General features: G+C 61.2%; 20 protein-coding genes. 5 read left to right on the top strand and 15 right to left on the bottom strand.

Annotated features, from left to right (window positions below):
- Positions 1–96: 96 nt before the first annotated feature.
- The 8 genes from AB4N44_RS28190 to AB4N44_RS28225 all read right to left on the bottom strand — a co-directional run bounded on the left by AB4N44_RS28190 (position 97) and on the right by AB4N44_RS28225 (position 8,354).
- Positions 97–966: an isocitrate lyase/PEP mutase family protein gene (locus tag AB4N44_RS28190; RefSeq protein ID WP_007919546.1), complete on the bottom strand. Its 870-nt coding sequence runs from the start codon at positions 964–966 to the stop codon at positions 97–99.
- Positions 967–1,133: 167 nt separating this feature from the next.
- Positions 1,134–2,168, bottom strand: coding sequence for an arginine N-succinyltransferase (gene astA / locus AB4N44_RS28195; protein WP_016983246.1), 1,035 nt, complete (start codon positions 2,166–2,168; stop codon positions 1,134–1,136).
- Positions 2,169–2,226: 58 nt separating this feature from the next.
- A complete protein-coding gene (locus AB4N44_RS28200; RefSeq protein WP_150774497.1) occupies positions 2,227–3,243 on the bottom strand; it encodes an arginine N-succinyltransferase in 1,017 nt (338 codons plus the stop codon).
- Positions 3,244–3,361: 118 nt separating this feature from the next.
- Positions 3,362–4,711 carry an APC family permease gene (locus tag AB4N44_RS28205; protein ID WP_007919552.1) on the bottom strand — a complete coding sequence of 450 codons (1,350 nt, stop codon included), beginning with the start codon at positions 4,709–4,711 and terminating at the stop codon, positions 3,362–3,364.
- 77 nt (positions 4,712–4,788) lie between these two features.
- On the bottom strand, positions 4,789–5,541 hold the full coding sequence (locus AB4N44_RS28210; protein ID WP_127926709.1) for an N-formylglutamate amidohydrolase: 753 nt from the start codon (positions 5,539–5,541) through the stop codon (positions 4,789–4,791).
- Positions 5,525–6,856 (bottom strand): type I glutamate--ammonia ligase, encoded by a 1,332-nt coding sequence (locus tag AB4N44_RS28215; protein ID WP_460111095.1) that lies wholly within the window; start codon positions 6,854–6,856, stop codon positions 5,525–5,527. The genes AB4N44_RS28210 and AB4N44_RS28215 overlap by 17 nt, the downstream gene beginning before the upstream one ends.
- Entirely contained in the window at positions 6,853–7,497 is a 645-nt protein-coding gene (locus tag AB4N44_RS28220; protein WP_116031288.1) for a cysteine hydrolase family protein, read from the bottom strand. Before AB4N44_RS28220 ends, AB4N44_RS28215 begins: the two co-directional genes overlap by 4 nt.
- Positions 7,498–7,499: 2 nt before the next feature.
- The gene (locus AB4N44_RS28225; protein ID WP_016983252.1) at positions 7,500–8,354 is read right to left on the bottom strand and encodes a MurR/RpiR family transcriptional regulator; all 855 of its coding nucleotides are present in this window, start codon (positions 8,352–8,354) and stop codon (positions 7,500–7,502) included.
- A 331-nt stretch (positions 8,355–8,685) separates the two neighbouring features.
- Between AB4N44_RS28225 and AB4N44_RS28230 the strand changes: the two genes are divergently transcribed.
- Both AB4N44_RS28230 and cobF read left to right on the top strand, forming a co-directional pair.
- Positions 8,686–9,240: a histidine phosphatase family protein gene (locus AB4N44_RS28230; protein ID WP_460111093.1), complete on the top strand. Its 555-nt coding sequence runs from the start codon at positions 8,686–8,688 to the stop codon at positions 9,238–9,240.
- On the top strand, positions 9,240–9,995 hold the full coding sequence (gene cobF / locus AB4N44_RS28235; protein WP_460111090.1) for a precorrin-6A synthase (deacetylating): 756 nt from the start codon (positions 9,240–9,242) through the stop codon (positions 9,993–9,995). Before AB4N44_RS28230 ends, cobF begins: the two co-directional genes overlap by 1 nt.
- Positions 9,996–10,213: 218 nt before the next feature.
- Here the strand turns inward: cobF and AB4N44_RS28240 are convergent, their stop codons facing one another.
- From AB4N44_RS28240 to AB4N44_RS28250, 3 genes are read right to left on the bottom strand one after another with little or no spacing between them, the layout of a single operon-like run.
- Positions 10,214–11,395: an acetyl-CoA C-acetyltransferase gene (locus AB4N44_RS28240; RefSeq protein ID WP_460111088.1), complete on the bottom strand. Its 1,182-nt coding sequence runs from the start codon at positions 11,393–11,395 to the stop codon at positions 10,214–10,216.
- Positions 11,396–11,406: 11 nt separating this feature from the next.
- Positions 11,407–12,072, bottom strand: coding sequence for a CoA transferase subunit B (locus AB4N44_RS28245; protein ID WP_016983256.1), 666 nt, complete (start codon positions 12,070–12,072; stop codon positions 11,407–11,409).
- 23 nt (positions 12,073–12,095) lie between these two features.
- Positions 12,096–12,794 (bottom strand): CoA transferase subunit A, encoded by a 699-nt coding sequence (locus AB4N44_RS28250; protein ID WP_007919568.1) that lies wholly within the window; start codon positions 12,792–12,794, stop codon positions 12,096–12,098.
- A gap of 272 nt (positions 12,795–13,066) precedes the next feature.
- On the opposite strand from AB4N44_RS28250, the gene AB4N44_RS28255 reads away from it, so the two are divergent.
- The gene (locus tag AB4N44_RS28255; protein WP_322846715.1) at positions 13,067–13,954 is read left to right on the top strand and encodes a LysR family transcriptional regulator; all 888 of its coding nucleotides are present in this window, start codon (positions 13,067–13,069) and stop codon (positions 13,952–13,954) included.
- A gap of 216 nt (positions 13,955–14,170) precedes the next feature.
- Here the strand turns inward: AB4N44_RS28255 and AB4N44_RS28260 are convergent, their stop codons facing one another.
- Together AB4N44_RS28260 and AB4N44_RS28265 are read right to left on the bottom strand one after the other, a co-directional pair.
- Positions 14,171–15,013 carry an NAD-dependent protein deacetylase gene (locus AB4N44_RS28260; RefSeq protein ID WP_460111084.1) on the bottom strand — a complete coding sequence of 281 codons (843 nt, stop codon included), beginning with the start codon at positions 15,011–15,013 and terminating at the stop codon, positions 14,171–14,173.
- Positions 15,014–15,068: 55 nt separating this feature from the next.
- Entirely contained in the window at positions 15,069–16,115 is a 1,047-nt protein-coding gene (locus AB4N44_RS28265) for a class I SAM-dependent methyltransferase (protein ID WP_460111671.1), read from the bottom strand.
- 414 nt (positions 16,116–16,529) lie between these two features.
- On the opposite strand from AB4N44_RS28265, the gene AB4N44_RS28270 reads away from it, so the two are divergent.
- Entirely contained in the window at positions 16,530–17,369 is an 840-nt protein-coding gene (locus tag AB4N44_RS28270) for an HvfB family MNIO-type RiPP peptide maturase (RefSeq protein ID WP_150774503.1), read from the top strand.
- Complete coding sequence (locus AB4N44_RS28275) at positions 17,362–18,114, top strand: HvfC family RiPP maturation protein (RefSeq protein ID WP_460111081.1); 753 nt, start codon at positions 17,362–17,364, stop codon at positions 18,112–18,114. Before AB4N44_RS28270 ends, AB4N44_RS28275 begins: the two co-directional genes overlap by 8 nt.
- Before the next feature lie 128 nt (positions 18,115–18,242).
- On the opposite strand, the gene AB4N44_RS28280 is transcribed toward AB4N44_RS28275, so the two are convergent.
- Together AB4N44_RS28280 and AB4N44_RS28285 are read right to left on the bottom strand one after the other, a co-directional pair.
- Complete coding sequence (locus AB4N44_RS28280) at positions 18,243–19,550, bottom strand: ATP-binding protein (RefSeq protein ID WP_460158145.1); 1,308 nt, start codon at positions 19,548–19,550, stop codon at positions 18,243–18,245.
- Positions 19,547–20,287 carry a response regulator gene (locus AB4N44_RS28285; protein WP_064392669.1) on the bottom strand — a complete coding sequence of 247 codons (741 nt, stop codon included), beginning with the start codon at positions 20,285–20,287 and terminating at the stop codon, positions 19,547–19,549. The genes AB4N44_RS28280 and AB4N44_RS28285 overlap by 4 nt, the downstream gene beginning before the upstream one ends.
- Positions 20,288–20,369: the final 82 nt, after the last annotated feature.

The following is a 20,369-nucleotide window of genomic DNA, read 5'->3' on the forward strand; positions in this document are numbered from 1 at the left end:
CCTACAGTAGATCTTCAGTGCACACAGTATTTGTGTTCAACACTGATCAATTGTAGGAGTGAGCCTGCTCGCGATGGCGTCAGCCCGGCCAACCCATCACTCCTTGACGCTCATGTATTCCTTGGCCCAGAGAATGTATTCCTCCGGTTGGGTATAGGTGTGCGTCAACTCGGTCGCGCTCAAATCGGACGCCTGGGTAAAGATCTGCCGCTGTTCGCGCAGGCTGTCATACGTCGCTTTGATCGCCGCAAAGTACGCACCATGCCCATCAATGGTCACGCGCACACCGAGTTCGGCCAGACGTTTGTCATCGCGCAACGCCGGGTTGCCGTAGGTCACCAGCATCAGCGGAACGGTCAGGTGTTCGGCGATTTGCTCGAGCTGATCGAAATCCTGAATCCCGACCATGCAGATGCCGTCAGCCCCGGCAGCCTGATACTGGCGAGTGCGGCTGATGATTTCCTGGTTCGGCAGGATGCCGGCGTTGGTACGGGCGATGATCGCCATTTCCGTATCAACCCGGGCTTCCAATGCCGCGCGGATCTTGCCGACGCCTTCGGCAACGGTGATCAGGTCGGTGGATTTGCGGCCGAATTGGGCCGGCAGCAAGGTGTCTTCGATGGTCAGGGCGGCGACCCCGGCGCGTTCCAGTTCAACGATGGTGCGCATCACGTTGAGGGCGTTGCCGTAGCCGTGGTCGGCGTCGGCGATCACCGGCAATTGGGCGACGCGGCCGATGCGGGTGGCCTGTTCGGCGAACTCGCTGAGGGTGATCAGGGCAAAGTCCGGGGCACCGAGCACCTGCAACGAGGCCACGGAACCGCCGAGGATACCCACTTCAAAACCGAGGTCAGCGGCAATGCGCGCGGACATCGGATCGAACACCGACGCCGTGTGATAGCAGGTGTCAGAGGCCAGCAGTTGACGGAAGTTACGGCGCAAATCTTGATGGGAAAGCCTGGTCATACGAGTTCCACCAATACAAAGGAATGGAAAGGCTTGAACAAAGGTGTCAACGCCGAAGAATGAAAAGGCTATCACGCGAATGGGTCAATGATCATGACGAATTTGCAAGGGACAGGTTGTCGCGGACTCTTTTGCTGAAAGGATTTACCTTTTTGCGGTGATTACCGTCAGGCCGCCACCGCCTGTTGCTGTTGATTGGGCAACATCGCTGCGCGCACCGAATTGCCCGGTTGCAGTTGCAGGCGCTTGGCGGTGAGGCGGTCGATCACCAGGCTGCTGCCGACCCGGCGGGCGCGGGCGACGGTGATGCGGCAGTTTTCCAGACGACGGTTGTGAATCAGCCACAACGGTGCCTGTTCATCCGGGCTGCCGAGGCTCAGGGTCAGCTCGACACTCTCGCGCACGGTGCGGATATTGCGCACCGGCGCTTCGATCACCGGGCCGCCGTCGAAGATGTCGATGTAGCCTTTGTGGGTAAAACCTTCGGCCTGAAGGATTTTCAGCGCCGGCTCGGTATTCGGGTGTGCCTGGCCGATCGCCGCCTGCGCCTGTTCGGTGAGCATGCAGGTGTACAGCGGCTGGCGCGGCATCAGTTCGGCGATGAACGATTTGTTGCCTAGCCCTGACAAGTGATCGGCATGGCTGAAGTCCATCTGGAAGAAATGCCGGCCCAGACTGTCCCAGAACGGCGAACAACCGTGTTCATCGGCGCTGCCGCGCAGTTCGGCAATCATCTTCTCGCCGAACAGGTGCGGAAACTCGGCAACGAACAGCAAACGCCCCAGCGACAACAGGCGGCCATTGCTGCCGTGGCGCTGATCATGGCCGAGAAACAACGAGCACAGCTCCGATTGGCCGGTGAGTTCGTTGTTGAGAAACAGCGTCGGTATCTGCCGTTGAATGCCCAGATCCGGCGCCGAACTCACCGTTAACCCGACCCGATAGTTGTACCAGGGCTCGCGCAGGCCGACCGCCCCGGCCAGTGCGCTGACGCCGACCACGCGCATGTCGTCGTCTTCGAGCACAAACAGATAGTCCGCGTCGGCCCGTTCCACCTGTTCGGCGAACGCTCGTTGCGCCCAGCGGACCCGGTGGGACAGGCGATCTTCGTTGGCCGGCAGGGTGGTGAACCCCGGGCCGGCCTGTTGCACCAGCGCCATCAAGGCTGGCAGGTCGCTGACTTTGACCGGGCGGACAATCATGCTGTAACTCCTTCGCGCCTGTTCGGGCACTGTCGTTGGCTGCGCAACCGGGCGGGTTTCACAGGGCAATCAGCCGAATCGGGCTGCCATTGGTCACGTTCAGCGCCGCACACATTGCAGGGGTGAGGGACAGCGGTTGATCGGGTTGGTAATCGAGTTCGGCAATCATCGCCCGGAAGCCGTGCAGCGCGTCATTGCTCAGCAGATAACGGCCACGGGCATCGATCTGTGGCTGTTGCTGCACCGTTGCCATCTGGCTACGCGCGATCGAACGGATATTGGCGGTGCGCGCATACAGAGTCGGGCCCGCGTCGAACAGGTCGATGTAGCTGTTGGTTTCGAAGCCTTCACGCTCAAGGATGTCGAACGCTTCCTGACCGTCCGGGTGGATACGACCGATACAGTCTTGCGCCGCTTGCGGCAGCATCGGCACGTAAATCGGGTATTGCGGCATCAGTTCGGCGAGAAAGGTGCGGCTCTGCAGCCCGCACAGGCGTTCGGCTTCAACGTAGGGCAGGTCGAAGAAGTGTTTGCCCAGTGCATCCCAGAACGGCGAATGACCTTCCTCATCGCTGTAGCCGACGATTTCGGTAATCACCGCCTCGGCGAAGCGCGGCGCATGAGCGGCCATGAACAGCAGGCGCGCCCGTGACAGCAACTCGGAGAACGGCGTGCGCACCAGATTGGCGTCGATGTGAAAGCCGCGCAGCAGTGTGTGATCGTTGAGATCGTGGCACAGCGACAGCGCTGGCACGCCGTGTTCAATGTTCAGCTCGCGGGAAGCACTGGTGAAGTGGCGGTTGCGCAGGCTGTAGAACGGCTCGTCAAAACCCGCCGTCGCGAGAATCTCCGAGCAGCCGACCAGTCGCTGGTCGTCCAGGTCTTCCAGCACGAAGAAGTAGTTCTCCGGGCCGTGGGCCGCCGCCGCGCTGGCAAACGAGGCGCAGGAACCGGCGATTTTCGCGCGCAGGCGCTCGCTGTCGTCCGGCAGGGAGGTCACGCCCACCAGACTGTCGCGGGCCAATTGTTGGAGCTGGGGCAGGTCAGTCTGCTCGACTGGGCGTAAGACCAGCATGGATGTACTCCTGTATCAAAAGGTTCGGCAAAGTCGCCGAACCTGACTATCACTGTCGGTTTCCACGCGATAAATCGGCGGTCGCCTGATTTGTTGTCAGACGCCGCTCTTTTTCTTGTCAGCCGTTGCTCGGGTCAGGCAGCGCGGTACTGGCGCCGAGCTTGTTGAGGAAGAACAGGTACACCAGACCCAGAGCAATCCAGATCAGCCCGAGTTTCTGCGCATCGACGCCCATGTTGTACATGATGGCCGCGACGATGATGAAGCCGACCACCGGGCAGATCAGGTGACGCACGACCTGACCGGACTTTTGCCGACGCCAGTAGTAGTTGATCACTGTCAGGTGCAGCAGCATGAAGCCGCTGAGCGCGCCGAAGTTGACCAGCGAGGTCAGGGTGTCGACCGAGTTGATGAACAGGTAGCAGATGACCAGCGACAGCACCGCCACCAGATAAATGCTCAGGTACGGCGTGTTGTGTTTCGGGTGAACCTTGGCCAGCACTTTTGGCAGTTTGCCGTCGCGCGCCATGCCGAACAGCAAGCGCGAAACCGCGGCTTGCGAGGTGATGGCCACGGCCACGCCCCAGGCCAGCGCCGTCGCGACAGCTGTCAGAGTCGCCAGCCAACTGCCGGCGGCGATTTCGGCGATTTCATAGAACGCGGTGTCGGCGGATTTGAAGCCCATGCCGGCCGCCAGATCGGTGGCAATCCAGGTTTGTGCGACGAAAATCACCCCCATGACCACCAGCGTGATCAGCGCGGCTTTGCCAACGCTTTTGCCCGGATCACCTTTGATTTCTTCGGCGAGGGTAGAGATCGCATCGAAGCCGAGGAATGACAGCACGGCAATCGACACCGCTTGCATTAGCAGGGCGAAGTTGAAGGTTTCCGGGTGATACAGCGGCGCCAGGGTCAGCTCGCCGTTACCGCCACCGTTGTGCAGGGCATTCCACGCGTAGAACAGGAAGATGCCGAGTACTACCAGTTGCGCCAGCAGGAAGATGATGTTCATCCGCGCGGTAAAGGTGATGCCGCGCAGGTTGACGAAGGTCGCGCTGACCAGAAACGCCAGAATAAAGCCGACTTTCGGGATGTCCGGGTACAAATGGTTGAGCGCCATCGCCGCGTAGACGTAAAGCAGCGGCGGAATCAGCAGGTAATCGAGCAGCATCAGCCAGCCGGCGATGAAGCCGACGTGCTGATTGAGGCCGCGTTGCGCATAGGAATACACCGAGCCGGCAATCGGAAAGGCCTTGGCCATGCTGCCGTAGCTCAATGCGGTGAACAGCATTGCCACCATGCCGATGATGTACGCCAGCGGCACCATCCCCGGTGCCTCGGCGTTAACGTAGCCGTAAACCCCGAACGGGGCGATGGGGATCATGAAGATCATCCCGTACACCACCAGGTCGGTCAGCGTCAGGCTACGTTTCAACTCTTGCTTGTAGCCGAATTCTTCAATTTCCATGAAGCGCAACTCCTTGTCAGCCAGTCGGTCGTTTTAGTTGTTATCGGTCCATCGTTTACAGCGTCAGCAGTCTTTCATTACAGCAATGGCGCGAGGTATCCGGCCCAGCGCGATACGGCTTCGGGGCTGCGCAGCAAGTCGTTGCGCACCTCGATCAGCACCGAGTCGAGGCCACGGGCATCGCCGTGCACGGGCACGGTCATGTCGCCCAGCGGATCAATCCTGTACGGCTGATTACCGGCCACTTTCAGCGGGTGTTCGCCGAGTCCATCAAGCAAACGTTGCGCGTAGGCCTTGGCCTGCCCGAACAGCACGCCGGCTTCCAGTGGTCGCGGCTGGCCGTAATACACCGGGGTGAAACTGTGAATCCCCACCACACGCACTGCCTGGCCCTGAGCAACACGCTCGTCGATCAAGGTTTGCAAGCGCGCGTGAAACGGCTTGAACAGGGTCTGACGGCGGTATTCGCGGGTGGCTTCGTCCAGCTCGCGGTTGCCCGGCACCTGATAAATCTCGCTCTGCGCCGGAATGCTGTCGGGGGCGTGGCGTGGCCGGTTCAGGTCGATCAGCAGGCGCGAATAATTGGCGCTCAACAGGGTGGCGCCGAGCCTTTCCGATAACTGCTCGGCCAGTTGCAACGCGCCGATGTCCCAGGCGATGTGTTCGCGGGCGGCGCTAGCGTCCAGGCCCAGATTGTTCAGGGCCTCGGGGATGTAGCGGCTGGCGTGTTCGCACACCAGAATCAACGGGTGCGTCGAGTCGGCGCGGCTCAGGTTGTAGGCCGGACGGGTGTACAACCCCAGTTCGGCGGATTCAGTACAGGCGTGCATAGTGCTCACACAAGTCAGCGGGCGAGAGCTGTTCCGTCAGCGCCAGTTCCTCGGTTTTCAGGGCGTAGTAGGTGTCGAGCAGCGGCTTGGGCAGCCATTCGGTGAAGGCGCCACTGTTGCGCAGCCAATCCAGCGCCTGGGCCAGCGAGGCGGGCAGGGCGACGATGCCCCGGGCCTTGCGTTGCTCGTCGTTGAGTGAATCGGGAATTTCATTGGTGATCGCGTTCAGCGCCAGGCGTTGTTCGATACCCAGTCGCCCGGCGATCAGCAGTGCAGCCATGGCCAGATGCGGTGAGGCAGTGGCGTCCATGGCGCGGAATTCGAGGTTGAACTGGTTGGCCACGGGCTTGCCACCGAGGGTCACGGTCGGACAGATGCGCAGCGCTGCTTCACGGTTCTGTTGGCCGAGACAAGCGTAAGAGGCGCTCCAGTGATGCGGCTGCAAGCGTTCGTACGACACCGGAGTCGGTGCGGTAAACGCACACAGAGCCGGCAAGTAATGCAGGATCCCCGCCGCCCAATGCTGGCCGAGGCTCGACAGACCATTGCTGGTACCAGCGTCGTAGAGCATCGGCAGACCGCCCAGATCGAGCAGGCTGACGTGCAGATGCACGCCGTTGCACACCGCGTCGGCGGCGGTCTTCGGCGCAAAGCTCAAATCGAGACCCATTTGCCGGGCGATCTCGCGGCTGATCTCGCGCACGTTGACGGCACGATCGGCCGCCGCCACGCCGAGCGTCGGGCGGCAGGTGATTTCGTACTGGTGCTTACCGTACTCGGGCAGAAACATTTCCGGCTCGACACCGCCGGCGCGCAGGGCACTGAGCAGCCAGCCACCGAACTCGGCACCTTGGCGCTGGGCTTCGAGGGAGAACGCCAAGTGCTCAGCAAAACCGGCGTGCAGGTTGAATTCGTGTTCGAACGCAGCGTTGACCTGCAAGCCCAGCTCATCGCGATAACGCTCGATTTCGTCGCGCAACAGCGTGCGCGGGCAGGCGCCCCATGGGCGGCCATCGGTTTCGCGAATATCGCCGTGGATGAAATCCAGCGCCGGTGCGTCGGCGTCCGGGCCGTTGCCGACAGTGACGCGGCTGCTCAAATCCGGAATCAATCGCAGGTCGCCATAAGCGCCCCACGGATTGGTTGAAGCAATGATGTCCTGCGGCGTCAATGCGCTATTGGCCGGCACCCAGCCGCAACCGGCGGCTTGGTAATGCTCCAGCTCATCAGTGGGAAACGAGCGACCACGGGTGATGCCGATCAGGTCAGTGGTGACCAGCGTGGTCATCGGCAGCGGCGTCAGGCGCGTGCTCATGGCCGCATCTCCTGCAAGCGGGCGAGCACGGTGTCGGTGTCGGTAATCCAGCAGTAACCCTTGATCGCATTCAGGCAGGCATGGTGGCGCTCGGCGCTGTAAGTGGCGCAGGCATCTTCCACCAGCGTGACCAGATAGCCACGGTCGGCGGCGTCGCGCACGGCCATATCGACGCATTGGTCGGTGACGATGCCGGCGATGATCAGGTGGCGGGTTTCGAGGTTGCGCAGCACGTAGTCGATGTTGGTCGAGTTGAACACCCCGGACGAGGTCTTCGGCAGGACGATTTCGTTTTCCACCGGGCTCAGGTCTTCAATGATCCGCGCCTGCACGCTGCCTTTGGGCAGGTGCATGTCCGAGAGCTTGTGATCGAGCGAGCGGTCGCGGCCATCGGCGGTAAGGCTTTCGATAATGGTGTGCAGCACGTTCTGCCGCGCCTCGCGAAAAGCACTGAGCAAGCGACGTTGATTGGGTACCACCTGCATGTGCGCGCGGGTCAGGAAATATTCGGCTTCAGGGCCATTGAGGTGCGCGTCGAACTGCGGCTCGAGCCAGGCACGCTGCATGTCCACCAGCAACAGCGCGGTGTGATCGGTGACAAACGGCAAGTCCCGCGGCGAGCGGTGGGGAAGGCTGAACATCCTTATTTATCCTCCAGCAGGTGGGTGTTGAAGTCATTGCGCAGGGCATCGATGCCTTCCAGGCGATCGGCGAGGTTTTCGGTGCGCAGGGTCAGGCAGGCAATCAGTGCTTCGACCTGAGCCAGCGCCGGCACCATGGTGTCGAACGGCGAGGCCGATTCGACCGGAGCGCTGATGATCAGGTCGGCCAGTTCGCGCAGCGGCGAGGCGTAGATGTCGGTGAACAGCACCACACGGGCGTTGTTGTTCTTCGCGGCACTGGCGACGCGCAGGGCCTGAGTCTGGTAGCGGCGATAATCGAACACCAGCACTACGTCCTGGCGTTGCAGATCGAACAGACGATCGGGCAGTTGCGCGTTGTCTTCCAGAGCGAAGCAACCGGGGCGCAGCAGGCGCAAGTGATTGAGCAGGTAAGTGGCCATCAGGCTGCTGAAACGCCCGCCGAAGCAATACACCTGATGCCGCGCGTCGAGCAGCCAGTCGGTGAGAATGCGCACGTCTTCGGGTTGGGTCAGCGATTGGGTTTCGACCAGCAGGCGATGGCTGTCGCCCAGATAGTGGCTCCAGGCGTCGTCCTTGTGCTGATGGGCGCGCGGTTGCAACAGCGTACGCGGCGAGCGCAGACGATGATCCATGTCGCTGAGCAGGGCATCCTGAAATTCGGCATAACCGCCGAAGCCGAGTTTTTTTACCAGCCGCACAATGGTCGGATCGCTGACGCCGGCGTGTTCGGCCAGACGCGCCATCGGCCCCAGACCGTTACGTGGGTACTGATCCAGCAAGGCGCGAACGACTTTGCGCTCCGACGGCGTAAGATCCAGGCCGGGGTCGGTGATCAGGTCTCTGAGAGGGGGCATCCGGGCTCCTGCTGGATGGAGGGTGTTGAATTCGCTTCATAATCCGTTAAAACAGTATTTATGTAACTGACGTTACATGTCTAGTGAATTTTTCAGTGTGTTGAAAAGGCTCCAGAATGGAGCGAGATGCCCGTGTAACAAGGGCTACATGTAATTCGATCGGCCTTGTAGTCCATTGCCCACAACGCTGTCAGATATTGCCGTATTCCTGCCGTCGTCGTTTTTTGCCGGTGGCTATCCGGCAGCCCCGCGACCCTCGGTTTACGGCACAATTGCTCACAGAACGGCTTGGCACCGTTGATTTTCATGAAGGCCTACCGGAGCGATGCCTGTGCAGACCACTCGTTTGACATTGATTTGCCATGCGCGAACCGTCGCACAGAAATTGGCGTGTTTTCCTACGAATGAACCTGTTGAAAATAGTGGGTTGGCGCCAGGATCTCTGGCCGACCGTTTCGATGCCTCGCGGCGCTTGATTTGCGCGCCGGAATTGCGCACGCAACAGACGGCGGCATGGTTTGGTGCGGATGCGCAAATTGAAGAGGCGCTGCGCGATTGCGACTGGGGCCGCTGGCATGGGCTGTCGATCAAGTCCCTGCAGGGCTCGGAAGCCGCCGCGCTGCATGCCTGGCTGGAAGATCCCCACGCCATACCCCATGGTGGTGAGTCGGTGGCGCAGTTGTGTGAACGCGTGGCGCAGTGGCTGACCAGCCTGCAAAGCACGCCGGGGCATGTAGTGGCGGTGACGCATCCGTTTGTCATCCGCGCTGCGCTGATCCACGTGATGCGCGGTTCGGCATTTCATGAGATTGATGTCGAACCGCTGTCGATGCTCGAACTACGCTTCACCGGGCGCTGGCGCCTGTGTCTTAAAGGAGCTTTGTGATGAAACAACTGCTGGTGATCGGCATCGGTGCCGGTAATCCCGACTACATCACGATGCAGGCCGTGAAGGCGCTGAATCAGGTCGACGTGTTCTTCCTGATGGATAAAGGCCAGAGCAAAGACAAACTGATCGACCTGCGCCGTGAGATCTGTGAGCGCTACATCGACGACCCCGACTATCGCTTCGTCGAAGCCCACAGCCCGGAACGCGAGCGCGGCGATGTCGACTACACGGCCAGTGTCGATGAGCTGAACCGTGCCAAGCAGCAGACCTTCGAGCGGCTGATCAATGACGAATTGTCTGATGGCCAGTGCGGCGGTTTCCTGGTGTGGGGCGACCCGGCGCTGTACGACAGCACCGTGCGCATCCTCCAGGCCATTCTGGCCTCGGGCACCTGTGCCTTCGAGTTTGCGGTGATCCCCGGGATCACCAGTGTTCAGGCGCTGGCGGCGCAACACAAAGTGCCGCTGAACACGATCGGCCGTTCCATTGAAATCACCACCGGGCGGCGTTTGGCGGCCGGGCAGGTGAGTGATGCGGACAGTCTGGTGGTGATGCTCGATGCTGAAGATTCGTATCACCACGTCGCGGATCGGCAAACCGAGATTTACTGGGGCGCCTACCTGGGCACGCCGGACGAGATTCTGATCAGTGGCAGGCTGGCGGATGTCGCGGATGAGATCGAGCGGGTGCGCAAGGCGGCGCGGGCGGAGCATGGGTGGATCATGGATACGTACTTGCTGCGTAAGCCTTAGATTTTCGCTGGCCGGGCTGGCCCCTTCGCGAGCAGGCTCGCTCCCACAGGGGAACGCATCTCAAAATGTGGGAGTGAGCCTGCTCGCGATAGGGCCGGAACATTCAACGCACATTTCGAACAGGCAAAAAAACACCCGGTGCAACGCAAGTCGCACCGGGTTTTTGTTGCCAGCGAGCGGCGGATGTCGTGGATCCGCCATTCACCGTTGAACACTGGTTAAGCGCGTTCCAGCGCCAGCGCCACACCCTGGCCGCCGCCGATGCACAGGGTCGCCAGACCCTTCTTCGCATCACGCTTGATCATTTCATGCAGCAAGGTCACCAGCACACGGCAACCCGATGCACCGATCGGGTGACCCAAGGCGATGGCACCGCCATTGACGTTGACCTTGTCCAGATCCCATTGCAGATCCTTGGCCACCGCAAGCGATTGTGCGGCGAACGCTTCGTTGGCTTCGATCAGGTCGAGCTGGTCGATGTTCCAGCCAGCCTTGTCGAGGCAGCGGCGGGTGGCCGACACCGGGCCCATGCCCATGATTGCTGGATCAACGCCTGCGTTGGCGTAGGCGGCGATTTTCGCCAGAACCGGCAGGCCGAGGGCTTTGGCTTTCTCGGCGCTCATCAGGATGACCGCAGCAGCGCCGTCGTTCAGCGACGAAGCATTACCGGCGGTGACGCTGCCGTCCTTTTTAAAAGCCGGACGCAGTTTCGCCAGGGATTCGGCAGTGGTGTCGCCACGCGGTTGCTCATCAACCTTGAACGCCACCGGATCGCCTTTGCGCTGCGGGATCAGGATCGGGGTGATCTCATCGACAAAGCGGCCGGCTTCAATCGCGGCGGCGGCTTTCTGCTGCGAGGCTGCCGCAAAGGCATCCTGCTGCTCACGGCTGATCTGGTATTTGTCGACCAGATTCTCGGCAGTGATGCCCATGTGGTAATCGTTGAACGCATCCCACAGACCGTCACTGATCATGGTGTCGACGATTTGCGCGTGGCCCATGCGCAGACCGGTGCGTGCGCCCGGCATCACGTAGTTGGACAGGCTCATGTTTTCCTGGCCGCCGGCGATGATCACCTCAGCGTCGCCGCAACGGATCGCCTGTGCGCCGAGGTGCAGGGCTTTCAGGCCCGAGCCGCACACTTTGTTCAGGGTCAGCGCTGGTACGGCGTGGGGCAAGCCAGCCTTGATCGCCGACTGACGCGCCGGGTTCTGGCCGGCGCCGGCAGTCAACACCTGGCCCATGATCACTTCATCAAGCTGCGCACCGTCCAGACCGGTCTGCTCGAGTAGCTGGCGGATCACCGCCGCGCCCAGATCAACGGCGGAAACGCTGGCCAGGGAACCCTGGAAACTGCCGATCGCGGTACGCGTGGCGGCAACAATTACGACGTCTTGCATTTTCGAATTCCTCACTGGGCAGCGAACTGCATTTCCGGTACGTGATCCGGGACGATCAGTTTACCAGCGGTTTTGGCGACGATTTCCTCGACGCTGACGCCAGGTGCGCGTTCCTTGAGGACAAAAGCGCCATTTTCGATTTCCAGGTACGCGAGGTCGGTCAGCACGCGCTTGATGCAACCGGCGCCGGTCAGCGGCAGGCTGCATTTGGCGAGCAGCTTGGACTCACCATCCTTCGATGCGTGGGTCATGATCACGATGATGTTGTCGGCGCCAGCCACCAGATCCATCGCGCCGCCCATGCCCTTGACCAGTTTGCCGGGAATCATCCACGAGGCGATGTTGCCTTCGACGTCCACTTCGAACGCGCCGAGCACGGTCAGGTCGACATGGCCACCCCGGATCATCGCGAAGGATTCGGCGGAGTTGAAAATCGACGCGCCGATGCGCGCGGTTACGGTCTGTTTGCCGGCGTTGATCATGTCGGCATCGATGGTGTCTTCGGTCGGAAACGGGCCCATGCCGAGCAGGCCGTTTTCCGATTGCAGCATGACTTCCATGCCTTCGGGAATGTAGTTGGCGACCAGGGTCGGAATGCCGATGCCGAGGTTCACGTAGAAGCCGTCCTGCATTTCGCGGGCGACGCGCTGAGCCATTTGTTCGCGGGAAAGTGCCATTTTTTATTCTCCGTCAGCCTGAATTATTTGCGGATGGTGCGCTGTTCGATGCGTTTTTCGAACGTGCCGCAAATGACCCGATCGACGTAGATGCCCGGGGTGTGGATCTGCGAGGGGTCGAGTTCGCCGGGTTCGACGATTTCTTCGACTTCAACCACGGTGATCTTGCCGGCGGTGGCGGCCAGCGGGTTGAAGTTCTGCGCGGTGTGACGGTAGACGACGTTACCGAAGTGGTCGGCTTTCCAGCCTTTGACGATGGCGAAGTCGCCAGTGATGGATTCTTCCATCAGGTACTTGCGACCCTTGAACTCACGCACTTCCTTGCCTTCGGCGACCGGAGTGCCGACTCCGGTGGCGGTGAAGAAGGCCGGAATGCCGGCGCCGCCTGCGCGCATCTTCTCGGCGAGGGTGCCTTGCGGGGTCAGGATGACTTCGATGTCGCCCTTGAGCAGTTGCTCTTCGAACAGCTTGTTTTCGCCGACGTAGGAGGCGATGACTTTGCTGATCTGGCGATCGGTGAGCAGTACGCCGAGGCCGAAACCGTCGACGCCGCAGTTGTTGGAGACGACGGTGAGGTCGCGGGTGCCTTTGCGTTTGATCTCGGCGATCAGGTTTTCCGGAATGCCGCACAGACCGAAGCCGCCGGCGATGACGGTCATGCCGTCCTCAAGCCCGGCCAGGGCTTCCTCGTAGGAACTCACGCGCTTGTCGAAACCTGCCATATGCACCTCTTTTATTATTTGCGGGCGGCTGGCTAGCCGAATGGTTGGAGTGTCGCGCTGAAGGATATATTTGTTAAGTTGATTTTTAAGGTCGATTGATTGATAAAGCTCAATAATCGCGTTATGGCTTGTTGCTTAACGCTTGACCGTTCCCACGCTCTGCGTGGGAATGCCTCTAGGGACGCTCCGCGTCCAGTGACGCGGAGCGTCACGGGCTGCATTCCCACGCAGAGCGTGGGAACGATCATCACCGACGATCCTGAGGCTTCAGTATGACCATCAAACAGATCCGCGCCTTCCTCGCCGTCGCCCAGAGCTTGAGTTTCGCCGTGGCCTGCGAGCGCCTGCACCTGTCGCAATCAGCCTTGAGCCTGACCATCAAAGCGCTGGAGGAGGGCCTGGGCGGACGCCTGTTCAGCCGCAACACGCGCAACGTCGCGCTGACTGCCGAAGGTGAATCCTTGCTGCCTCTGGCGCGACGGCTGATTGCCGACTGGGACAACGCCGAAGACGAAATGCGCCAGCGCTTCAGCTTGCAGCGCGGGCGAGTGACGCTGGCGGCGATGCCGTCGTTTGCCGGTAATCTGCTGCCGCCGATCCTCAAAACGTTTCGCGCGCGCTATCCGAACGTCAACGTCACGGTCAATGACGTGATCAACGAGCAAGTGCTGGAGATGGTTCGTGATCGTCAGGTGGAACTCGGCGTGGCGTTCGAGCCGATGCAAAACACGGCGATGACGTTCACGCCCTTGTACATGGATCGCTTTGTTGCGGTGGTATCGAAGGATTCGCCGTTGGCCCAGCGCGCTGAGATCGATTGGCAGACGTTGCTTCAGGAGCCGTTTATCACCTTGCAGCGGCCCTCGACGGTGCGGGTGATGCTCGAAGAGCACTTACAGGCGCGGGGTATGAAGTTGCCGGTGGAGTTTGAGAGCCATCAATTGGCGACCGTCGGGCGCATGGTCGCCAGCGGTCTGGGCGTCAGCGCCGTCCCGGCGTTGTGTGCCGAGCAGATGCAAGAACTGGGCGCCCATTGCCTGACGCTGGACGACTCGGTGGAGCGGGCGATTGGTGTGCTGACCGAGCCGGGCAATGAACTGTCGGCAGCGGCGCAGGCGTTGTTCGATATTCTCAAGGCTGAAGATCTGCGGCAACTGTGAGATCTACCCCCTCACCCCAACCCTCCCGAAACGTCGGACCGCCCCCAGGGGGGCGAGGGGGAAAGGGAGCCAATTGGGGATTTCTCAAATCCTGAGTTCGACTCGAAATTTTCAGGTCGACATATTGCTTGAGAACAACACGGTCAGTTCCCTCTCCCTTGGGAGAGGGCTAGGGTGAGGGGCCTGGGTCCTGAGTCGAGCACAAAGTGCAGCAACTCACCGATCCAGCACTTCCACCAACAACGGCAAAAGCTGTTCACACGACGCTTCAATCTTCAAATCCAGCAAATCATCCGCCCGGGTCTTGCCCAGATTGATCGCAATCAACGGCTTGCCACGATCGGCAATCACCCGGCACAAACGAAACGCCGAATACGCCATCAACGAAGACCCCACCACCAACATCCCCGCCGCATTTTCCGCCGCCGCCATCGCCCTTGCCGCCGTGGGCTGCGCGACGTTCTCGCCGAAAAAAACCACGTCCGGTTTCATCCGCTCGCCGGCGCAATGCGGACAGTGCGGTACCTGAAAACGCGCCTCGAACGCCGGGTCGAGCAGGGTGTCGCCATCCGGTGCCTGCACGGCATCGACCCCGGCCAGATACGGATTGTGCAATTCCATCAATTGCTGAATCGAATCACGCTCACTGCGCTGGCCACAGTCCAGGCAGAGGACGCGATGCAGGCTGCCGTGCAGTTCGATCACATCGTGACTGCCGGCCTGATCGTGCAGGGTGTCGACGTTCTGGGTGATCAAATCGCGGATCAGCCCACCGTGCTGCAAATCGGCCAATGCTTCGTGAGCCGCGTTCGGCTGCGCCTGACGCACCCTCGGCCAGCCGAGCATCGCACGTGCCCAATAGCGACGGCGTGATTCGGCGGCGGCCAGAAACTCCTGATACATCATCGGTTGTCGGCCGCGGCGTACACCGTCGCTGTCGCGGTAATGCGGAATGCCCGACGGCGTGCTGATACCGGCCCCGGTCAGCACGAGGAAGTCGCCATCGGCCATCACCTCTTGCAAGGTGTCGAGGTGTTCGCGGGTCGGGCTGTCGATCATGGTCAGCGCTCCGGAGAAGGACGTTGCCAGCAGGTTAGCACGCGACCCGCGCGGGTTACTTGCGTGCCTCCAGAATCAGGTTGAACGGTGTTTGCGTGGCCCGGCGGAAGTGCTTGAACCCGGCCTCGACAAACACTTTGCGCAAACGCATTTCCCCCGCCTGCGCACCCAGGCCGAGGCCGACTTCCTGCGACAGCGAGTTCGGTGTGCAGATAAACGTCGAGGCCGCGTAGAACAGGCGTCCGACCGGGTTGATGTTGTCGTCCAGCGTGTCGTTGGCGAATGGCTCGACCAGTAACACCGTGCCGTCATCTTTCAGCGAGTCATAGGCGTGACGCGCGGCGCCGACCGGGTCACCCATGTCGTGCAGGCAGTCGAAATAGCAGATCAGGTCGTAGTCGTTGCCGGGGTAGCTCTTCGCCGAACCCCGAAAGAACTTCGCCCGGCTGCTGACCCCGCCTTCCTCGGCGCGCTGGGTGGCGACAGTGATCGAGGGCGCGTGATAGTCGTAGCCGACGAAGCGCGAGTTGGGATAGGCCTGGGCCATGATTACCGTCGACGCACCATGGCCGCAGCCGATATCGGCGACTTTGGCGCCTTCCTCCAGTTTTGCCACCACACCGTCCAGCGCCGGCAGCCATTCGGCGATCAGGTGGCCTTTATAACCCGGCCGGAAGAACCGCTCGGTGCCGCTGAACATGCACGGATGGTGATCACCCCAGGGCAGGGCGCCGTTGCCGCGCATGGCTTTGACCAGTTTGTCCTTGTCGTGGAAAAACGACGCCACCACTCCAAGGCCACCGGCGACGTAGACCGGCGAGTCTTCGACGGCCAGCGCCAGGGCCTGCTCTTCCGGTAAACGGAACTGGCCGTCGTGATGTTCCATATAGCCGGAAGCCGCGTGAGCGCTAAGCCATTCGCGCACCAGACGCGGGTTACAGGTGGTTTTCGCCGCGAGGGCATCGGCACTGATCGGCTGACTGTCGGCCATTGCCCGGTACAAGCCGAGTTCTTCGCCGACGATGACATTGGCCAGCATCGCCGCGCCGCCCATGTCGTTGACCAGTTTGCCCATGAATTGGTTGAGCTTCGCCTCGTCCATCATGTGTGCTCCTGAAACAGGATCACGGTCCGGCGGCGTCGAAGGTCGAGGCGTGCGCCACCGGGCGGTGGTCACGGAGTTGAGCAGGGCACGGCTGACGTCCTGCGTCCCCCTCGACTGGGTAATAAAGGAGTCTAGCCCCGGTCCGGGGCTGGCGCTGTATTTGTAAACACTGAAGAACCTGTGGGAGCGAGCCTGCTCGCGAAGGCGGCATTTCAGGCAGTTCCTATATTGGTAGTGCCGACGCTTTCGCGAGCAGGCTCGCTCCCACAATATTGATCGGCAGCAAGTCTGTATCACCGTGTATCGCCGTCATCGCCGGATACACAGGGCTGCAAATGCCCGGTCATCTGCACACAACCGCGATACAGCCAGCGGCTCAAATGTGGAAAATCCACTGCTGAGACACATCCCATGCAAACGCCGCCCTCATCACGGCCACCCAGCGTCGGCCTCGGCCTGCGCCGTGGCTTGCTGAAAGACCTGCAAGCTGCCCGCACCGGCGATTTCGATTTTCTCGAAGTTGCCCCGGAGAACTGGATCGGCGTCGGCGGCGCCCATGGCGCGGCGTTGCGTGAACTGGCCGAACGCTATCCGTTGTCCTGCCACGGTTTGTCGCTATCACTTGGCGGGTCGGCACCGCTGGATGTCAGCTTCTTGCAGGAAGTCCGAGTGTTTCTCGATCGTTACAACGTGCCGCTGTACAGCGAACACCTGAGTTATTGCAGTGATGACGGGCATCTTTACGACTTGCTGCCATTGCCGTTCACCGAAGAGGCAGTGCACCACGTCGCCGCGCGAATCCGTCAGGCTCAGGACATTCTCGGTCGGCGTCTGGCCGTGGAAAACGTCTCCTACTACGCCGCCCCCCGTCAGGATATGGATGAAGTGACTTTCACCAACGCCGTGCTGCGTGAGGCCGGTTGTGACCTGCTGCTGGACGTCAACAACGTGTACGTCAATGCGATCAACCACGGCTTCGATCCGCAATCGTTTCTCGCCGCTATCGAGCCGGGCCGGGTGGTCGGCATGCATGTGGCCGGGCATTTCGATGAGTCGGATACGCTGAAAATCGACACCCACGGTGCCTCGGTAAAACCGGCAGTGTGGTCGCTGCTGGCCGAGGCCTATGCGCGGTTTGGTGCGCAGCCAACGCTGCTCGAGCGGGATTTCAACTTTCCGGCGTTTTCCGAGTTGGTCGTCGAGTTGCAGACCATTCGCCACTTGCAAGCGGAGGGTAGCCTTCGTGGATAACCTGATGCAGCAACAACAGGCGTTGACCCGATATTTGCGCGACCCCGAGCATCAATCGCCACCGGCCGACATGAACGCGGCGCGGGTCAACGTCTATCGCGATCTGGTGTTCAACAACGTATCGCAACTGTTGAGCGGCACGTTTCCGGTGTTGATCCGGATCATCGGTGAGCAACGCTGGGGTCTGCTGGTGCGCGGCTTTTTGCGCGACTGGCGGGCGCAGACCCCAAAGTTTGGCGAGATTGCCGAGACGTTTCTCGACTATCTGGCCACGCCACCGCAGGTAATGCGCGAAGGTGAGTGGCCGGCGTTTTTGCTGGAGCTGGCGCATTACGAATGGGTCGAGATGGTTTTGCAGCAGTCCGATGCTCAGGCGCTGCCGGCGACCGATCCGGCGCTGTTGCTGGACCGCCCGTTGCAGATCTCGGCACTGGCCTGGCCGTTGGCGTATGCGTGGCCGGTGCATGAACTCGATCCAAACCATCAGCCCGCCACGCCACCGGACCAACCGACGTTTTTGCTGGTGCGGCGTGCGGCGGACTGGAGTGTGAAGTTTTCCGAGTTGAGTCCGCTGGCCTGGCGGTTGCTGCAGCGCATCACCGAGTTTGCACCGTTGACAGGGCGCGAGCAGTTGCAAGGTCTGGCGCAAGAGGCCGGGCAGTCGGCGAGCGCTTCGTTCATGGACAGTGGACTGGCGTTGTTGCAGCAGATGCATGAGGACCAGGTGATCGGTCTGGCATCTTGAACACTTAAACCGCGCCGCACACTGTGGGAGCGAGCCTGCTCGCGAAAGCGATCTTTCAGTCAACTTGAGCATCGACTGACAGGACGCCTTCGTGAGCAGGCTCGCTCCCACAGGGACTTTCGCTGTTCTCAGGGGTGCAGGGGGAGTTTCAGTTCCGCACACAACCCGCCGCCCTCGCGGTTGCTCAAGGTCAGCGCACCCCCCAGCGCCATGGCCAGTTGCTGGGCGATGGCCAAGCCGAGGCCGGTGCCGCCGGTATCGCGATTACGTGAGTTCTCCACGCGATAGAACGGTTGCAGCACTTGCGCCAGTTCGGCGTCGGCGATGCCCGGGCCACGGTCCATGACGGTAATCGCCAGACTGCCCTTGTTGGCTTCGACCCAGACTTCGGCGGCGCCGGCGAATTTCAGCGCGTTGTCGGTCAGATTCACCAATACCCGGCGCAAGGCATGGGGCCGGGTGTCGATGACCACCGCACTCTTGCCGACCAGTTGCACCTGTTTGCCCATGTCCTGATAGTCGAACACCAGGCTTTCGAGGAAAGAGTCCATGTTGGTCCGGCGGCTTTCCTCGGTCGAGCCGTGGATGCTGCGCGCATAGGCCACGCCTTCGCGCACCAGATGCTCCATCTCGCTGAGGTCATTCCACAGTTTGTCTTTCTCGGCGCAATCGTCCATCAGCTCGGCGCGCAGTTTCATCCGCGTGATCGGCGTTTGCAGGTCATGGGAAATCGCCGCCAGCAATTGCATACGCTCTTTGAGGTAAGCGGCGATGCGCGCCTGCATCGCGTTGAATGCACGGGCGGCGTAGATCACTTCGGTCGGGCCGCTTTCGTCGAGGTTGATCGGGTGGGCGTTGGGGTCGAGGGTTTCCACGGCGTTGGCGAGGCGCGTCAGCGGACGCACCGCGATGCGCACCGCCAGCCAGCTGCAGGCGATCATCAGCGCCAGTTGCCCGAGCAAGACCACCGGCAACCAAGGCGATAACGGGACCATGGCGGGGCGCACGTCGATGGTCACCGGGCTGCCGTCGCTCAGGCGCAGGTGGCCCTGAAAATGTTTCTTCGGCCCGGGAATGTCGGTAAAGGTCAGCGGATAGCGTTCACCAATGGCTTCGGTAATCGAGGTGACGGCTACCGGCACATCACTGGCCTCGATCGGCGTGCCCGGTTCACCTTCGCTCAACAGGTAGCCATAGTTTTTTCGCGCCAGACGCTCGAGCCAGGCCGGGCGCTCTTCGGCAGGCAAGCGATCGAGGATCGCAATCGAGGTCGACACGTCGGTTTCCAGATTGCCGAGCATGGTGTTTTTCGCACTCTGGTAACGCTCGTAATACTGCGCGCCGAACGACAATGCCTGGGCCAGCAGCAAGCCGATCAGGAAAATCAGCGACAGGCGCGAGGGGAGGGTACGTGGCCAGTGCAGATTGACGCTCATGCCGGCGCCCCGAGAATTTCGACTGGCAGCGAGAACACATAACCTTCACTGCGCACGGTCTTGATGTAGGCCGGCTCGCGCGCATCATCCAGCAGACGCTGGCGCAAACGGCTGACCAGCAAATCGATCGAGCGGTCGAACAGATCAGCGTCACGGCCTTGGGTCAGATTGAGCAGTTGATCGCGGCTGAGCACCCGTTGCGGGTGATCGAGAAACACCCGCAGCAAACGGTATTCGGCGCCGCTGAGGGCGACCATGGTGCCGTCCTTGTCGAGCAGGTGGCGGGCTGAGGTGTCCAGCTGCCAACGGCCGAAAGCCAGCAAGCGACCGGCCTCGGTGACCACCAGATTCGGCGGCAGCATCCGCGTGCGGCGCAGCACGGCGTTGATCCGCGCCAGCAACTCACGGGCGGCGAACGGTTTGGTCAGGTAATCGTCGGCGCCCATTTCCAGGCCGATGATGCGGTCGGTTTCATCGTTGCGCGCGGTCAGCATCAGTACCGGCGTGGCCTTGTGTTTGCCCACGCGCAGTTCCCGGCACAGCTGCAGGCCATCGTCGCCGGGCATCATGATGTCGAGCACGATCAGGTCGACGGTGTTGGCTTCGAGAAAGCTGCGCATCTGCCGGCCATCGGCGACCACGGTGGTGCGCAGGCCGTTTTTCTTCAGGTAGTTGCCCACCAGTTCGCGGATCTCGCGGTCGTCATCGACGATGAGAATGTGATCGACATGTTCCATCGGGTTCGAACCTCTATCAAAGGGGAATGCCGTGCAGTCTATCGAGCCTCGCGCGGCTCGCCTGCCTGCCTTTGTATTGCAG

It is taken from the genome of Pseudomonas sp. S3_C06 (genome assembly GCF_054667675.1).

Excerpts from the sequence above, each read along its gene's own strand:
- AB4N44_RS28190 (WP_007919546.1), bottom strand. The coding sequence starts at position 966 with ATGACCAGGCTTTCCCATCAAGATTTGCGCCGTAACTTCCGTCAACTG.
- astA (WP_016983246.1), bottom strand. The coding sequence starts at position 2,168 with ATGATTGTCCGCCCGGTCAAAGTCAGCGACCTGCCAGCCTTGATGGCG.
- AB4N44_RS28200 (WP_150774497.1), bottom strand. The coding sequence starts at position 3,243 with ATGCTGGTCTTACGCCCAGTCGAGCAGACTGACCTGCCCCAGCTCCAA.
- AB4N44_RS28205 (WP_007919552.1), bottom strand. The coding sequence starts at position 4,711 with ATGGAAATTGAAGAATTCGGCTACAAGCAAGAGTTGAAACGTAGCCTG.
- AB4N44_RS28210 (WP_127926709.1), bottom strand. The coding sequence starts at position 5,541 with ATGCACGCCTGTACTGAATCCGCCGAACTGGGGTTGTACACCCGTCCG.
- AB4N44_RS28215 (WP_460111095.1), bottom strand. The coding sequence starts at position 6,856 with ATGAGCACGCGCCTGACGCCGCTGCCGATGACCACGCTGGTCACCACT.
- AB4N44_RS28220 (WP_116031288.1), bottom strand. The coding sequence starts at position 7,497 with ATGTTCAGCCTTCCCCACCGCTCGCCGCGGGACTTGCCGTTTGTCACC.
- AB4N44_RS28225 (WP_016983252.1), bottom strand. The coding sequence starts at position 8,354 with ATGCCCCCTCTCAGAGACCTGATCACCGACCCCGGCCTGGATCTTACG.
- cobF (WP_460111090.1), top strand. The coding sequence starts at position 9,240 with ATGAAACAACTGCTGGTGATCGGCATCGGTGCCGGTAATCCCGACTAC.
- AB4N44_RS28240 (WP_460111088.1), bottom strand. The coding sequence starts at position 11,395 with ATGCAAGACGTCGTAATTGTTGCCGCCACGCGTACCGCGATCGGCAGT.
- AB4N44_RS28245 (WP_016983256.1), bottom strand. The coding sequence starts at position 12,072 with ATGGCACTTTCCCGCGAACAAATGGCTCAGCGCGTCGCCCGCGAAATG.
- AB4N44_RS28250 (WP_007919568.1), bottom strand. The coding sequence starts at position 12,794 with ATGGCAGGTTTCGACAAGCGCGTGAGTTCCTACGAGGAAGCCCTGGCC.
- AB4N44_RS28255 (WP_322846715.1), top strand. The coding sequence starts at position 13,067 with ATGACCATCAAACAGATCCGCGCCTTCCTCGCCGTCGCCCAGAGCTTG.
- AB4N44_RS28260 (WP_460111084.1), bottom strand. The coding sequence starts at position 15,013 with ATGATCGACAGCCCGACCCGCGAACACCTCGACACCTTGCAAGAGGTG.
- AB4N44_RS28265 (WP_460111671.1), bottom strand. The coding sequence starts at position 16,115 with ATGGACGAGGCGAAGCTCAACCAATTCATGGGCAAACTGGTCAACGAC.
- AB4N44_RS28270 (WP_150774503.1), top strand. The coding sequence starts at position 16,530 with ATGCAAACGCCGCCCTCATCACGGCCACCCAGCGTCGGCCTCGGCCTG.
- AB4N44_RS28280 (WP_460158145.1), bottom strand. The coding sequence starts at position 19,550 with ATGAGCGTCAATCTGCACTGGCCACGTACCCTCCCCTCGCGCCTGTCG.
- AB4N44_RS28285 (WP_064392669.1), bottom strand. The coding sequence starts at position 20,287 with ATGGAACATGTCGATCACATTCTCATCGTCGATGACGACCGCGAGATC.